Annotated in this window: 16 protein-coding genes; 2 read left to right on the top strand and 14 right to left on the bottom strand. The window is 68.1% G+C overall.

The window, feature by feature from the left end:
* Position 1 precedes the first annotated feature (1 nt).
* The gene (locus AC1DMS_RS18960) at positions 2–934 is read right to left on the bottom strand and encodes a LysR family transcriptional regulator (RefSeq protein WP_026284351.1); all 933 of its coding nucleotides are present in this window, start codon (positions 932–934) and stop codon (positions 2–4) included.
* Between the two features lie 94 nt (positions 935–1,028).
* Here AC1DMS_RS18960 and AC1DMS_RS18955 point away from each other — a divergent pair, with 94 nt between their 5' ends.
* Positions 1,029–1,985, top strand: coding sequence for a DMT family transporter (locus tag AC1DMS_RS18955; RefSeq protein WP_012745396.1), 957 nt, complete (start codon positions 1,029–1,031; stop codon positions 1,983–1,985).
* Positions 1,986–2,049: 64 nt separating this feature from the next.
* Positions 2,050–2,868, top strand: a complete 819-nt coding sequence (locus AC1DMS_RS18950; protein ID WP_018907524.1) for a hypothetical protein — start codon at positions 2,050–2,052, stop codon at positions 2,866–2,868.
* Between the two features lie 15 nt (positions 2,869–2,883).
* On the opposite strand, the gene AC1DMS_RS18945 is transcribed toward AC1DMS_RS18950, so the two are convergent.
* From AC1DMS_RS18945 to hpaR, 13 genes are read right to left on the bottom strand one after another with little or no spacing between them, the layout of a single operon-like run.
* Entirely contained in the window at positions 2,884–3,861 is a 978-nt protein-coding gene (locus tag AC1DMS_RS18945) for a 2-dehydropantoate 2-reductase (protein WP_418146470.1), read from the bottom strand.
* A gap of 1 nt (position 3,862) precedes the next feature.
* Entirely contained in the window at positions 3,863–4,660 is a 798-nt protein-coding gene (locus tag AC1DMS_RS18940; protein WP_018907534.1) for a class II aldolase/adducin family protein, read from the bottom strand.
* Between the two features lie 20 nt (positions 4,661–4,680).
* Positions 4,681–5,670 carry a Bug family tripartite tricarboxylate transporter substrate binding protein gene (locus AC1DMS_RS18935; RefSeq protein ID WP_012745400.1) on the bottom strand — a complete coding sequence of 330 codons (990 nt, stop codon included), beginning with the start codon at positions 5,668–5,670 and terminating at the stop codon, positions 4,681–4,683.
* Positions 5,671–5,701: 31 nt separating this feature from the next.
* Positions 5,702–7,438, bottom strand: coding sequence for a dihydroxy-acid dehydratase (ilvD, locus tag AC1DMS_RS18930; protein ID WP_418146475.1), 1,737 nt, complete (start codon positions 7,436–7,438; stop codon positions 5,702–5,704).
* A 42-nt stretch (positions 7,439–7,480) separates the two neighbouring features.
* Positions 7,481–7,954 (bottom strand): nuclear transport factor 2 family protein, encoded by a 474-nt coding sequence (locus AC1DMS_RS18925; RefSeq protein WP_012745402.1) that lies wholly within the window; start codon positions 7,952–7,954, stop codon positions 7,481–7,483.
* A 38-nt stretch (positions 7,955–7,992) separates the two neighbouring features.
* Positions 7,993–8,814: a 4-hydroxy-2-oxoheptanedioate aldolase gene (hpaI, locus tag AC1DMS_RS18920; protein ID WP_018907536.1), complete on the bottom strand. Its 822-nt coding sequence runs from the start codon at positions 8,812–8,814 to the stop codon at positions 7,993–7,995.
* 10 nt (positions 8,815–8,824) lie between these two features.
* The gene (gene hpaH, locus AC1DMS_RS18915; RefSeq protein ID WP_369663979.1) at positions 8,825–9,628 is read right to left on the bottom strand and encodes a 2-oxo-hept-4-ene-1,7-dioate hydratase; all 804 of its coding nucleotides are present in this window, start codon (positions 9,626–9,628) and stop codon (positions 8,825–8,827) included.
* Between the two features lie 4 nt (positions 9,629–9,632).
* Positions 9,633–10,037, bottom strand: coding sequence for a 5-carboxymethyl-2-hydroxymuconate isomerase (locus AC1DMS_RS18910; protein WP_418146476.1), 405 nt, complete (start codon positions 10,035–10,037; stop codon positions 9,633–9,635).
* An 11-nt stretch (positions 10,038–10,048) separates the two neighbouring features.
* Positions 10,049–10,924 carry a 3,4-dihydroxyphenylacetate 2,3-dioxygenase gene (hpaD, locus tag AC1DMS_RS18905; RefSeq protein ID WP_012745406.1) on the bottom strand — a complete coding sequence of 292 codons (876 nt, stop codon included), beginning with the start codon at positions 10,922–10,924 and terminating at the stop codon, positions 10,049–10,051.
* Between the two features lie 2 nt (positions 10,925–10,926).
* Positions 10,927–12,387, bottom strand: a complete 1,461-nt coding sequence (hpaE, locus tag AC1DMS_RS18900; protein WP_436287131.1) for a 5-carboxymethyl-2-hydroxymuconate semialdehyde dehydrogenase — start codon at positions 12,385–12,387, stop codon at positions 10,927–10,929.
* Positions 12,384–13,157 (bottom strand): fumarylacetoacetate hydrolase family protein, encoded by a 774-nt coding sequence (locus AC1DMS_RS18895; RefSeq protein ID WP_027729663.1) that lies wholly within the window; start codon positions 13,155–13,157, stop codon positions 12,384–12,386. Before AC1DMS_RS18895 ends, hpaE begins: the two co-directional genes overlap by 4 nt.
* The gene (locus AC1DMS_RS18890; protein ID WP_418146478.1) at positions 13,154–13,792 is read right to left on the bottom strand and encodes a fumarylacetoacetate hydrolase family protein; all 639 of its coding nucleotides are present in this window, start codon (positions 13,790–13,792) and stop codon (positions 13,154–13,156) included. Before AC1DMS_RS18890 ends, AC1DMS_RS18895 begins: the two co-directional genes overlap by 4 nt.
* Positions 13,789–14,223, bottom strand: a complete 435-nt coding sequence (gene hpaR, locus AC1DMS_RS18885; RefSeq protein WP_012745410.1) for a homoprotocatechuate degradation operon regulator HpaR — start codon at positions 14,221–14,223, stop codon at positions 13,789–13,791. Before hpaR ends, AC1DMS_RS18890 begins: the two co-directional genes overlap by 4 nt.
* Between the last annotated feature and the right edge of the window lie 26 nt (positions 14,224–14,249).

The following is a 14,249-nucleotide window of genomic DNA, read 5'->3' as shown; positions in this document are numbered from 1 at the left end:
GCTATTTCCGCCGGCCGCGCTGCGTGGCGAGCGCGTCCAGCAGATGGTCGATCAGCACCCGGCACTTGGGCACGGTGAAGCGGCTGGGCGGATAGAGGATATAGGCGTGCCCGTGGTAGTTGCCCTGGAACTCCCAGTCGGCCAGCACCCGCATCACGCTTCCGTCTTTCAGCGCCTGCTGCGCCATGAAGGCCGGCACGCACGCCACGCCCAGCCCCGCCAGTGCGGCTTCGAGCCGCACCTCGCTGTGGTTGGAGACGTAGCGGCCCCGCACCACCACCTCGGCTTCGTCTTCATCGCCCTTCCTGAAGCACCAATGGTTGTCCCGCTCGTGCTCGCCGAGCGAGAGGCAGCTGTGCGCGAGGAGATCGCGAGGGTGCGCGATGGCGGCGCCTTGCGCCAGGTAGCGCGGCGAGGCACACAGGATGTGCGCGACCGGCATCAACTGCCGCGCCACCAGCCCTTCGGGCGGTTTCGTCGTCAGCCGCACCACCAGGTCCACGCCTTCGCGGATCGGATCGATGTCGCGGTCTTCCACGATGAGCTGCACGTCGACCTCGGGATGGCGCTGCAGGAAGTCGAGGATATGCGGATGCAGCACGCGCCGCGCGAAGGCCTTCGGCGCGCTGATGCGCACCAGCCCGCTCGGCTTCTTCGAGAACCGTTGCGCGACGTCCATCGCGCCTTGGGCCGCAAGCACCAATTCGCGGCACCGTGCGAGGGCCTCGACGCCGGGCTCGGTCAGCCGCAGCTGGCGCGTCGTGCGCTGGATCAGCTGCGCGCCGATCTCCTTTTCCAGGCGCTTCACCTGCCGGCTCGCGGCCGAAGGCGTCATGCCCAGCAGATCGGCGGCCGCAGAGAAGCTGCCCAGCTCGGCGACCCGAAGAAAGGTCACCATCTCCGGTAGTACTTTGAGAAATGAATTCGTTCCCACGGCGCAAGGGTCCTGTTCCGGCCGACGGCTGTTCGGCCCGTGTGATGCCCGGAACAATTCTTTGCTTTGTTGTTCAGGACGGTGGGCTGACAGCATGGATTCAAAGCAGGTGCTCGGCACCGCCTCCGGTGCATGGGGCGAGAGGAGGTGGGCCGGCGTCGGCGCCGCCGAGGTCATGCTGCTGGCTGTGGCGGCGGTGTGGGGCGGCAGCTACGCCGTGGCCAAGCAGGCCACGCAGCAGCTGCCCGTGCTGGAGTTCATTGCGCTGCGCTTCGGGCTGACATTCGTCGTGCTGCTGCCGGCGCTCAGGCCGCTGTTCGATGCGCAATGGCGGCAAGGCCTCGCGGTGGGCGGCCTGCTCGGCGCCAACCTGCTGGCGATCTTCGTCTGCGAGACCTTCGGTGTGTCGCTCACTGCGGCGAGCAACGCCGCATTCCTGATCAGCCTGTGCGTGGCGCTCACGCCCTTTGTCGAATGGTGGCTGCTCGGGCGGCGGCCGGAGCCGCGCATGTTCTGGGCGGCGGGCCTGTCGGCGGTGGGCGCCGCGATGCTGTCGGCCACTTCGCCCGCCAGCATCTCGGTGGGATGGGGCGATGGCCTGATGGTGATTGCGGCCTTCCTGCGCGCCGTGATGGTGTGCATGACGCGGCGGTTCGCTGGCCGCCATTCGATGCCGGCGCTGACGCTGACCGCCGTGCAGTCGGGCATGATGGCGCTCGGCGCGATGGCGCTGTCGCTCGTCGCGTCGAAGGGCGCATGGCACATGCCGCCCGCCACGGCCTCCTTCTGGTGGGGCATGGCGTACCTCGTGCTCCTGTGTACGGTTTTCGCGTTCTTCGCGCAGAACCATGCGGCTTCGCATTCGAGTCCGAGCCGGGTGTCGCTGCTGATGGGAAGCGAGCCGGTGTTCGGGGCCTTGATCGCGGTGTACGGGTTCGGGGAGACGGTCGGGGCCTGGGGCTGGGCCGGTGGATTGCTGATCGTGATGGCGGCTTGGTGGGTGACGATGCCGCAGTCCACCGCGCCGCGTGCGCATTCCGTGAATTTGTAGCGCGAAGCGGTCGAACGGCCCTCTCCGGCCAAGGACAATCCGGGCTGGAGGAAGAACTGTTCACATGAACTTGAAGAAACGACCACCCGCCGCTTTCGCCTGCGGCATTGCGCTGGCCATCGGCGGTTTTTCGGCGCATGCCGTCGAGCCGGAGGCATCGACAACCCCGTTCGCGACAAGCGCTGCCGACGCCCCAGCCACCCCGCCGCCGTCAGCGGTCGCTCTGGGTGCACAGGAGGCTGCGGCGCCGCAAACTCGGCTGCGTTTCACTCGCGGCGTCTACAAGCCCGGCATCGAACGGCTTCGCGTGGTCCGGCGCGAAGACACGGGCAATCGCATCGCGGGGCAGGTCGCGCTGAACGTGGTAACGACCTTGATCGCGGGCGGGCTCTCCATCGGCGCACAGGGTTTTTCGAAGGACGACCTGGGCGGCGTGACGTTGGAAGAGCTGAAGGATGACCCCTTGGCCGTCAACCCGGCCATCACCGAGCTGAACGATGCCTTGAGCAAGGTCGCGACCGACATCTATCGCAAGCGCGCCGAAGCGGCGTATGCAACAGCCCTGACGGATGGCTCGACGCCCGAGGAAATCGAAGAAGCGCGAAAGGTCCAGAAAGAAGCCGACACGCCCCTGAACTCGGGGCCTTGGCATCTGGTCTACGAAAACCTGACGGGCTCGGACGAATTGTTCCGCCTGAAATTCGGCGCCGAGCTCGGCCGCGCGGGCTTCATGCGCCCACCGTTCGCGTGCCTCTATCAGTCGGAGCCCGTGGCGTGGACGCAATGGAAGGCGGACAACTGGCAGCGGCTGCGCGAGGAGCGCGCGAAGGCCGTGACCAGCTGCACCGAGACGCTGGCAGCCACGCCCGAGAAGCGGTGGTGAGCCCGGGGCTCGGGCTCAGTACAACCCGAGCTTGCGCATCTTCAGCCGCGCCAGCCCCAGCAGCGCATCGGTGAACGGCGTGGCCACTGCCGTCAGCTCGCCGAGCTCCCGCACCACGGTCACCAGCGCATCGAGCTCCACGGAGCGTCCGGCTTCCACGTCCTGCAGCATCGAGGTCTTGAACGCGCCGAGCTTCATCGTCACCGCATGCCGGTCTTCGGGGCTCTGGGTGATCTCGATGCCGATGCGGTGTCCGATCTCCTTGGCTTCGAGCATCACGGCCGAGATGAAGCCGCGCACGTAGTCGTCGCCCATGATCAGGTCGGTGGTGACGCCCGTGAGCGCGCTGATCGGGTTCACGGTCATGTTGCCCCAGAGCTTGAACCACACATCCTTCTGGATCTGCGGCGACAGCGTGGCGTCCAGGCCCGCGCGCTGCAGCAGCGCGACCAGCTTCTGCGCGCGCGGCGTGGCTTCGCCCGAAGGCTCGCCCACGATCAGCCCGTTGCCGAAGTGGTGCCGCACCACGCCCGGCGCATCGAGCGAGCAGCTCGCGTGCACAACGCAGCCGATCACGTTGCGCGAGGGAATGGCCCTTGCAATCGCGCCGTCCGGATCCACGGCCGCCAGGCGATGGCCGGTGATGGCGCCGCCGAAGCCGCCTTCGAGAAACCACCACGGCACGCCGTTCATGGCCACCAGCACCAGGGTGTCGGGACCGATCAGCGGCCCGATGCGTTCGGCCACGCCGGCCAGCGCGGGCGCCTTCACGGCGATGACCACCAGGTCCTGCGTGCCGAGCGCATCGGGGTCGGCCACCGCGTTGACCGGCACGCGCGTGCGCACGTCGCCGCGCATCAGCGAAAGGCCATCCTGCCGCAGCGCTTCGAGCGTGGCGCCGCGCGCCACCACGTTGAGCCGCTCGCCGGCCTGCGCCAGGCTGGCGCCGATCCATCCGCCGATCGCGCCGGCGCCGTAGATGCAGATCTTCATGTCAGTTCTTGTAGCTGGCGTCGATGCGGTCGACCTGGCGCACCAGTGCATCGAACACGTCCTGCCCGGCGCCGTGCTCGGGGCTGAATTGCAGCGCATCGCGCGTGCAGCGCTGCGCGATCTCCTCGCTCACCGGAATGGCCGCCCCCATCGAGAAGGTGGCCATCTGGATCTCGCAGGCGCGCTGCAGCGTCCACAGGATGGCGAAGGTCTGCGGCAGCGTCTGCCCCCAGGCCAGCAGGCCGTGGTTGCGCAGGATCACGGCGTTGCGGTCGCCGATGCTCCTGAGCAGGCGCGGGCCCTCGTCGGCATGGATGGTGATGCCCTCGAAGTCGTGGTAGGCCACCATGCCGTGCAACTGCGCGGTATAGAAATTGGTCTGCTGCAGGCCGCCCTGCAGGCAGGCCACGGCCACGCCGGCCGTGGTGTGCGTGTGCATCACGCAGTGCGCGCCGGGCAGGCCGTCGTGGATGGCGGCGTGCACCGTGAAGCCGGCCGGGTTCACCGGCCACGTCGAGCCGTCGAGCACCTTGCCCTGCAGGTCGATCTTCACCAGGTTGCTGGCCGTCACTTCGCTGTAGTGCAGGCCGAAGGGGTTGATGAGGAACTGCTTCTCCCCGCCCGTCACGCTGTCGGGCAGCCGCACCGTGATGTGGTTGTAGATCATCTCGGTCCAGCCCAGCATTGCGAACACGCGGTAGCAGGCCGCGAGCTGCTCGCGCGCGGCGCGTTCGTCCGGATGGATCGAGGGATGGACCGGAGCCGATGGCGGCACGCGGGTGGCGAGTGTTGTGTTCATTGCAGTTCCTTCATGCAGGTTTACCCCTCCGCGGTGAAGCCGACTTCCTTGACGATCGGCGCCCACTTGGCGGTGTCTTTCTTGAGCAGCTCGGTCAGCTCGCCGGGCGTGGAAGACATGGCCTCCAGGCCGAAGGTGCCGAGCCCGTCGATCACGTCCTTTTGCGCCAGCGCGTTCTTCATTGCAGTGTTCAGCTTCGCGACCAGTTCCGGCGAAGCCTTGGCCGGCAGGAAGAAGGCGAACCATTCGCTGTGCGCCATGTCCTTGATGCCCTGCTCGCCGAAGGTCGGCACGTCGGGCGCGAAGCGGCTGCGCTTGGCGCCCGAGACGCCCAGGATGCGCACCTTGCCCGAGGCCAGGTGCTGCGTGATGTCGCCGATCGGCCCCGAGACGGCCGAGATGTTGCTGCCCAGCAGGTCCAGCATGGCCGGCTGCGTGCCGCGGTAGGCGGCATGCTTGAGCTCGACGCCGCCCTTCTTGCCCAAGAGCGCGCCGATGAAGTGCGGCGTGGAGCCCGCGGCCGGCGAGCCGAAGTTGGCGCCGGCCGGGTTGGCCTTGGCCCAGGCCAGGAACTCGGGCACCGTCTTCACGCTGGCGGGCACCGCGGGGCCGACCGCAAAGCCGAAGTCGAAGATGCAGGCGATGCTCACGGGCGTGAGGTCCACCATCGGGTCGTACGGCAGCTTCTTGTAGATGTGCGGGTAGATCGTGAGGATGGAGGTGGGCGTCTGCAGGATGGTGGCGCCGTCGGCGGGCCGGCCCTTCACGTAGCTCACGGCGATCTGGCCGCCCGCGCCGGTGCGGTTTTCGACCACGGCGGCCTTGGCGTACTCGGGGCTGAGCTTCTGCGCGAGGCGCCGGCAGGTGGTGTCCGAGGTGCCTCCGGCCGCAAAGCCGGTGACGATGGTGGCGGTTTCGAGCGAGGCCTGCGCGAAGGCGCGCTGGCCCAGGCTGGCAAGCAGCGCCGAGGCGCCGGTGGTCTGCAGCAGCTGGCGGCGGGTGAAGGTCATGGTCTGTCTCCGGGGTGTTGTTGGTTGCGTTTCACGACTCGTCGCGCAGCCAGGTGACTGCGCCCGAATGGGTCACGGCGCCCTGGTGGGCGGGGCGCACGGTGAGCGCGTATTTTTCCAGCAAGCCGCGGTGCGCCACCCCCGCGTTTACCTGACGTCTGGACAGCCGCAGCGCGATTTCTTCCGCTGCCAGTTCCACCGAAATGGTGCGCGCCCCGGGCCGCGCGTCGATGGCCACCATGTCGCCGTCCTGCAGCGCCGCAATCGGCCCGCCGTCGGCCGCTTCGGGCCCCGCATAGCCGATGCACAGGCCGCGCGTGGCGCCCGAGAAGCGCCCGTCGGTCAGCAGCGCCACCTTGTCGCCCATGCCCTGGCCGTAGAGCAGGGCGGTGATGCCCAGCATCTCGCGCATGCCGGGGCTGCCCTTGGGGCCCTCGTTGCGGATCACGATCACGTCGCCGGCTTCGTAGCGGCGGTTCTGCACGGCGGCCTGCGCTTGTTCCTCCGAATCGAAGACGCGCGCCGGGCCGCGGTGCACCAGCGTCTGGAGGCCCGCGGTCTTGAGCAGCGCGCCGTCAGGGCAGAGGTTGCCCTTGAGCACGGCCAGCCCGCCGTCGCGCGTGATCGGGTTGCCGGGCGCGTGCACCACGCGGCCGTCGGGCGCCGCGGCATCGGCCAGTTCCTCGGCCAGCGTGCGGCCGGTGAAGCTGAGCGCATCGCCGTGCACGAAGCCCTGCTCCATCAGCGTGCGAAGAATGACGCCCGCGCCGCCGATGTAGAACACGTCGCGCGCCAGGTACTGCCCGCCCGGGCGCAGGTCGGCGATGAGCGGCGTGCGCGCAAAGACCTCGGCCACGTCGTCCAGGTGGAACCTGATGCCGGCCTCGTGCGCGATGGCCGGCAGGTGCAGCGCGGCGTTGGTCGAGCCGCCGGTGGCCGAGACCACGGCGCAGGCGTTCTCGAGCGCCTTGCGCGTGACGATGTCGCGCGGCAGGGGGCTGTCGCCCATCACCGCCTTCATGAGGTTCTTTGCGGCGCGGCGCATCAGCGGCGCGCGTTCGCTGAACACCGCCGGCACCATGCTGGAGCCGATGGGCGCCAGGCCTAGCGCCTCCGACACCATGCCCATGGTGTTGGCCGTGAACTGGCCCGCGCAGGCGCCCGCGGTGGGCAGGCAGGCGCGGCTCATGGCGTCGAGCTCGTCGTGCGTGGCGGTGCCGGCCAGCACCTTGCCGATGGTCTCGTAGGTGTCGACCACGTTGAGGTCGCGGCCATCGGGCCCCGGCATCTGCCCCGGCAGTGCCGAGCCGCCGTGCACGAACACGCTCGGCACGTTGCAGCGCACCATGCCCATCATCAGGCCCGGCAGGTTCTTGTCGCAGGCGCCGATGGCGAAGATGCCGTCCCACTGGTGGCCGCGCGTCGAGGCCTCCACGCTGTCGGCGATCAGCTCGCGCGAGATCAGCGAGAAGCGCATGCCCGAATGCGCCATGGTGAGTCCGTCGCTGACCGACACCACGGGGCATTCGTGCGGCGTGCCGCCGCCCGCGTAGATGCCGGTCTTGGCGTGCTGCGCCTGCTCGCGCAGGTTGAGGTTGCACGGGCTCATCTCGCCGCCGGTGTGGAACACGCCGATGTGCGGGCGCGCGATGTCCTCGTCGTCCTGGCCGAGCGCATGCAGGAAGCTGCGCGTGGTGGCGCGGATCGTGCCTTCGCGGATGGTGGCGGAGCGAAAGCGCTTGCTGTTCGGATCGGTGGGAGTGGTCATCGGGCTGGCATCGGCTGGCTGGCTGTCTGGATTGCAGAAGGATCAGAACATGCCGTTGCTGTTCGCGGCGGTCTCGGGCACGGGCTGCACCACATCCCAGTGCTCGACGATCTTTCCGTTCTCCAGCTTGAAGATGTCGACGATGGCGCTGCCGCGCGTGCCCGGCTCGCGCACCGCGTTGACGTGCAGGATCACAAAGTCGCCATCGACAAAACTGCGCTTTATGTCGCTGTGCGACTTCGGAAACTTCTCGCGCAGGAACGCGATGAACTTGCGGAAGCCCTCGGGCCCGTCGGCCGCCGTGGGGTTGTGCTGCACGTAGCGGTTGCCCACGTACTGCAGGGCCGCGTCGGCGTCCTTCTGGTTCAGGCCTTTTTCGTAGAAGGCCAGGACCGCCTGGCGGTTGGCCTCCTGCTGGGCGGTGGCGGCTTGCGGCTTGCCGGTGCCCATGGGGGCGCAGGCGGCGAGGAACAGCGTGGCGGCCGCCGAAAGGGCCGCAAGGGTGGCGCGTTGCATGACAGGTGCTCCGGTGCGAAAGAGATGGAATGAATCGTTCAGTAGCCGCTGGGCGTCACCGCGCTCGCGGCGCTCTTGTAGCGGGACGACAGCTGCCTTGCCGCCGCCGTGAGCAGGATGGTGTCCACGCCCACCGCCACGAACTGCGCGCCGGCGGCCAGCCACTTGCGCGCCTGCTCCTCGGTGGTCGAGAGAATGCCCGGCGCCTTGCCGGCCTTGCGGATGCGCGCAATGGCGTCGGCGATCATGGCCTGCACTTCGGGATGGTTGGGCTGGCCGACGAAGCCCATCGAGGCCGACAGGTCGGCCGGACCGATGAACACGCCGTCCACGCCCGGCGTGGCCGCGATGGCGTCGAGGTTCTTCATCGCCTCCACCGTTTCGGCCTGCACCAAGAGGCAGGTTTGGGCGTTGGCCTCGTGCAGGTAGCGCGGATAGGCCTGCCAGCGCGAAGCGCGCGCCAGGGCGCTGCCCATGCCGCGGATGCCTTCGGGCGGATAGCGCATGCCCTGCACCATGCGCGCTGCCTGCTCGGCGGTGTCGACCATCGGCACCAGGATGGTCTGCGCGCCGATGTCCAGGAACTGCTTGAGCAGCGTGACGTCGCCCACCGGCACCCGCACCACGGGGTGCGAGCGCTCCGACTCGGGCTGTGCCGACCAGGCGCTCGAGATGCCCTGCAGCTGCGCGAGCACCGAGCGCACGTCGTTGGGCGCGTGCTCGCCGTCGACCAGCAGCCAGTCGAAGCCGGTGCCTGCCAGGATCTCGGCCGCGTAGCCGTCGGCCATGCCGACCCAGAGGCCGATCTTCTGTTCGCCGGCCTGCATGGCCTGCTTGAAGGTGTTCAAAGGTGTTTGCATGGTGGGTCTTTTAGATGAGACGAAAGGCAATGCTGCCCAGAGGGCCGTAGTCGGCATGGAAGGTGTCGCCGGGCAGGGCGGTGGTCGGCCGCGTGAACGAGCCGCCCAGCACCACTTCGCCGGCCTCGAGGCATTCGTCCCACGGCGCGAGCTTGTTCGCGAGCCAGGCCACGCCCGTGGCCGGGTGGTTGAGCACGGCCGCGGCCACGCCCGATTCTTCGATCACGCCGTTCTTGTAGAGCAGCGCGCTCACCCAGCGCAGGTCGACCGCATCGGGCTTGACCGGCCGTCCGCCCATCACGATGCCGGCGTTGGCCGCGTTGTCGGCAATGGTGTCGAACACCTTGCGCGGCGCCTTGGTGTGGCGGTCGAACTGCTCGATGCGCGCGTCGATGATCTCGATGGCCGGCACCACGTAGTCGGTGGCGGCCAGCACGTCGAAGATGCTCACGTTCGGCCCCTGCAGCTTCCTGCCGAGCACGAAGGCCAGCTCCACCTCGATGCGCGGCGCGATGAAGCGCTTGAACGGAATGTCGCCGCCCTGCTCGAAGAACATGTCGTCGAGCAGGGTGCCGTAGTCGGGCTCGTCGATCTGGCTGGACTGCTGCATGGCGCGCGAGGTCAGGCCGATCTTGTGGCCCCGCGGCACCCGGCCTTCTGCGATCTTCTGCTTCACCCATGCGCGCGAGATGGCGTAGCCGTCCTCGATGGTCATTTCGGGAAAGCGCTTGGAGAAATGCTCGACCTGCACGCGCGACTTTTCGCTTTCGTGCAGTTCGGCGGCCAGCCTGGCGATGGTGTCGGCAGTGAGCATGGTTCTACTTGTTGAAGAGTGGATGCAGGTTGCTGTGCTTGCCGTCGTACACCTGGCCGGGGCTTTCGTCGATCTGCAGTGTGATGCCGATGTGGCGCTTGTCGAAGATGGGCGCGAAGTGCTTCTTCACGCCTTCGAGCAGCGCGTCGCCGGCCTTCTTCCTGTCTTCCTCGCTCCGGCCCGTCGCGATGCGCACGTTGATGTAGACGAAGGCGTAGTCGTCCGCATCGTCGGCCACGGCGTAGTGCACGGCCGGGTAGGCCAGCACCCGTGTGCCGCCGGTGGGAAAGAGCTTGCGGCCCGCGCCATCCTTCTGCGCGACCAGGACGGCGGCGAGCGAGCGGCACAGGCCGCCCATGTCGGCTTCGGCTTCGAGATTGGCGGTGTACTGGATGACGACGTGGGGCATGCGGTGCTTTCTCAGGTGGTGGTTTCCGCAGGCAGTGGCGTCACGGGGAAGATGGCATTGATCTGCCCCGTGCCCGAGCTCCCGAAATAGGGCGTGACCACTTCCACCGGCGCGGCGTAGCGGTCCCAACCCAGGAGGCCCAGCAGCATCGCGGTGTCGTGCATGTCGCCTTCGCCCCAGCACTTGTCGGCGTACATCGGCAGCATGCCGACGAAGGTCTTCCAGTCGCCGGCCTCCCAGAGCTCGACCACGCGGCGGTCCACCTGCTCGAGGAAGGGATCGTAGACCTTGTGCATGAATTCGGGGGCGCGGCCGTTGTCCGCGAAGTGGTGCGAGAGCGAACCGCTCGCGAACACCGCCACCGTGCCCTCGTAGCGCTCCTCGATCGCGCGCCGCACCGCCAGGCCGAAGCGGCCCGACTCCGTGAGGTCGTGCCAGTCGCACCAGCCGCTGATGCTGATCACCTTGTAGTGCTGGTCGGCGTTCATGTAGCGCATGGGCACCAGCGTGCCGTACTCGAGTTCGAGCGTGGTGTCGCTGTGCGCGCGGCTCTTCACGCCCATTTCGTTCGCCACGTCGGCAATCAGGTGGCCCAGAGCCGGGTTGCCCGGATAGGCGTACGGCATGTTCTTGATGAAGTGCGGCAGCTCGTTGCTGGTGTAGGTGCCGCCGAACTTCGGGCCGCAGTTGATGTGGTATTCGCTGTTGACCTGCCAGTGCACGTCGAACACCACGATGGTGTCCACGCCCAGCGCGCGGCAGCGCCGGTCGATTTCCTTGTGGCCGTTGATCGCCGCGTCGCGGCAGCCGAAGTTCGGTCCCGGGAATTCCGAGAGGTACATCGACGGCACGTGCGTGATCTTGGCGGCGAGTGCGAGGGTGCCCATGGTCAAGCTCCCCAATGCGGAATGTGATGCGAACCCATCGACACCGCCACGTTCTTCGGCTCGCAGAACACCTCGTAGCTCCAGGTGCCGCCTTCGCGCCCCGTGCCCGAGGCCTTGGTGCCGCCGAAGGGCTGGCGCAGGTCTCTTACGTTCTGGCTGTTGACGAAGCACATGCCGGCCTCCACCGCCGCGGCCACGCGGTGGGCGCGGCCGATGTTCTCGGTCCAGACGTAGCTCGACAGGCCGTACGCGATGTCGTTGGCAAGTGCTATCGCGTGCGACTCGTCCCTGAACGGGATCAGGCAGGCGACCGGGCCGAAGATCTCGTCCTGTGCGATCCTCATGCGGTTGTCGACGTCGGCGAACACGGTGGGCATCACGTAGTTGCCGCGCTGAACGCGCTCGGGCAGGTTGGCCGGTGCATCGAGGCCGCCGCACAAGAGCGTCGCGCCTTCCTTCGGACCCAGTTCGATGTAGCTGCGCACCTTGGCCAGGTGCGCCTGCGAGATCATCGGGCCCACGATGGTCTTCTCGTCGAGCGGATCGCCCACGGTGATGCGCCTGGCGCGCTCGGCGAATCTGGCGGCAAAGTCGGCGTAGATCGACTGCTGCACCAGGATGCGCGAGCCGGCGGTGCAGCGCTCGCCGTTGTTGCTGAAGATCATGAACACGGCCGCGTCGAGCGCGCGGTCGAGGTCGGCGTCCTCGAAGATCACGAACGGGCTCTTGCCGCCGAGTTCCATGCTGAATTTCTTGAGGCCCGCGCTCTTCACGATGCGGTTGCCCGTGGCGGTGGAGCCGGTGAACGAAATCGCGCGCACGTCGGGGTGCGCCACCAGCGGCTCGCCGGCCTCCTTGCCGTAGCCGTGCACCAGGTTCAGCACGCCGGGCGGAATGCCCGCTTCGAGCGCGAGCTCGCCCAGCCGCGCGGCCGTGAGCGGCGAGAGCTCGCTCATCTTCAGCACCGCGGTGTTGCCGAAAGCCAGGCAGGGCGCGACCTTCCAGGTGGCGGTCATGAAGGGCACGTTCCACGGGCTGATCAGCGCGCACACGCCCACCGGGTGGAACAGCGTGTAGTTCAGGTGCGTGGGCGTGGGGTAGGTGTGGCCGTCGACGCGCGTGCACATCTCGGCGAAGTAGTAGAAGTTGTCGGCCGCGCGCGGGATCAGCTGCTTGCCGGTCTGCGCGATGACCTGGCCGCAGTCGTTGGTCTCGGTCTGCGCGATCTCGGGCACGTGCTGCGCGATCAGGTCGCCGAGCTTGCGGACGAGCTTGGCGCGCTCGGGCGCGGGCAGGCCGGCCCACTTGGGGAACGCCTCCTTCGCCGCAGCCACGGCCGCGTTCACTTCGGCTTCGCCGCCCGAGGCGACTTCGGCCAGCACCTCCTGCGTGGCGGGGTTGACGGTTTCGAAGTATTCGCTGCCGGCAACAGCCTTGCCGGCGATCAGGTGATCGACTCTCATGCTTTTCCTTGGATGGTGTTGACCAGCGTGCCGATGCGCTCGATCTCCGTCACGACCACGTCGCCCGGCTTGCAATCGACCACGCCGTCGGGCGTGCCCGTGAGGATCAGGTCGCCGGGCGAGAGCGTCATGAAGCGGCTGAAATACTCGATGAGGAAGGGCGCGTCGAAGATCATGTCGCGCGTGCTGCCCTGCTGCGTGACGGTGCCGTTCACCGTGGTCTTCAATGCGAGCGCCATGGGGTCGGGCACGTCGGCCGCATCGACGAACCACGGGCCGAGCGGCGTGCAGGTGTCGCGGTTCTTCACGCGCAGGTTGGGGCGGTACCAGTTTTCGAGGTAGTCGCGGATCGCGTAGTCGTTGGCCACGGTGTAGCCGCCGATGAAGTCGTAGGCGTCGGCCCGCTTTACGCGCTTTGCGGTCTTGCCGACCACGATGGCGAGCTCGCATTCGTAGTGCATGAACTGCACGCCGGCCGGGCGGTGCGTGTGCTGGCGGTGGCCGATCAGCGTGCTCTGGTCCTTGACGAACACCAGCGGTTCCTCGGGCGCCTTGAACTCGAGTTCCTTCGCGTGGTCGGCGTAGTTGAGGCCGAGCGCGAGGATGGTGCGCGGCCGCGGCGTGGGCGCGAGCGGCGGCAGCCACGTGAGCTGTTCCTGCGGCACGATGCGGCCGTCGTCCAGCCGCACGGCGGCATCGGCCTGGCCGTTGAATTCGTGCGCGGTGCCGGTGTGCTCGCGGCCTTCGAAGATGACGCGTGCGTGCTTCATGCGGCGGCCTCCTGCACCAGCGTGTTGCAGAGGCTCTCGAACCCCGGCGCGGAAATCTCGATGCGGTCGCCCGCACGCGCCAGCGGCCGGCCGGCGTCGCAGCCGAGCATCAGCACGTCGCCATGCGCGAGCGTCATGAATTCGCCCACGTCGGCCAGCAGCTGCTGCGCGGGCCGCACGAGCTGCGAGAAGTCGATCGACTGCTTCAGCGCGCCGTTGATGCGCACCTCGGCGCGAAAGCCCGCGGGATCGGCCACGTCCTGCGCATCGCGCAGCGCCGGTCCGACGCCCAGGAAACCGTCGACGCACTTGAACTTCACGGGCGGGCGGAAGAAGCTCGCATGCGGAATCGAGAGGTCGTTCATCAGCACGAAGCCTTCCACGTCGCCCTCGGCGCCGATCACCATGCCGATGCTCGCGCCGATCTCCACCTCGGGCACCGATGCAGGCACCGCGATGGCGCTGCCGTGCGGGCTCCAGGTGTTGGCGGTCTTCACGTAGAGCACGGGCGCCTTCGGCGGTGCCTTGTAGGGCGGCTCGGTCATCTGCGGCGCGAGCGCCTGCATTTCCGCGCGGAAGTTCAGCAGCGTGCCGTACACGGTGCCGGCGGGCAGGAAAGGGGAGGAGGGGCTCATTCGGGTTGCTCCAGCGCGATCAGTTCGTCCAGCAGTCCGTACAGCTGCGTCAGCTTGGTCTTGCCCAGCGACTGCTCCAGCCATTGGTAGTGCGACTCGATGCTCGAGGACAGCTTCTTCACCAGCTTCATCCCGTGCGCCGTGGCCTCGACCACGGTGCGGCGCTGGTCCTCGGGATCGCGGCTGCGGGTGATGAGGTCGTCGCGCTCCATGCGCGCGAGCACGCCGGTGAGGCTGGGGCCGAGGATGAAGGCCTCGCGCGCCACGCGGCCGGTTTCCACCGCGCCGTGCTCGCCGAGCACCCGCAGCACGCGCCACTGCTGGTCGGACAGCGCATGCTCGCGCAGGCTGGGCCGCGTGTGGGCCATGACGGCTTCGCGCGCCTGCAGCAGCAGGCGCGGGAGGTTGCGGTGGGTGAAGGTGCTGGCCACGGGACGCGTCTTGCAGATTATTTAAT

Source organism: Variovorax sp. 05T418, from assembly GCF_056396385.1.
This window is presented reverse-complemented; position numbering and strand designations above follow the sequence as displayed.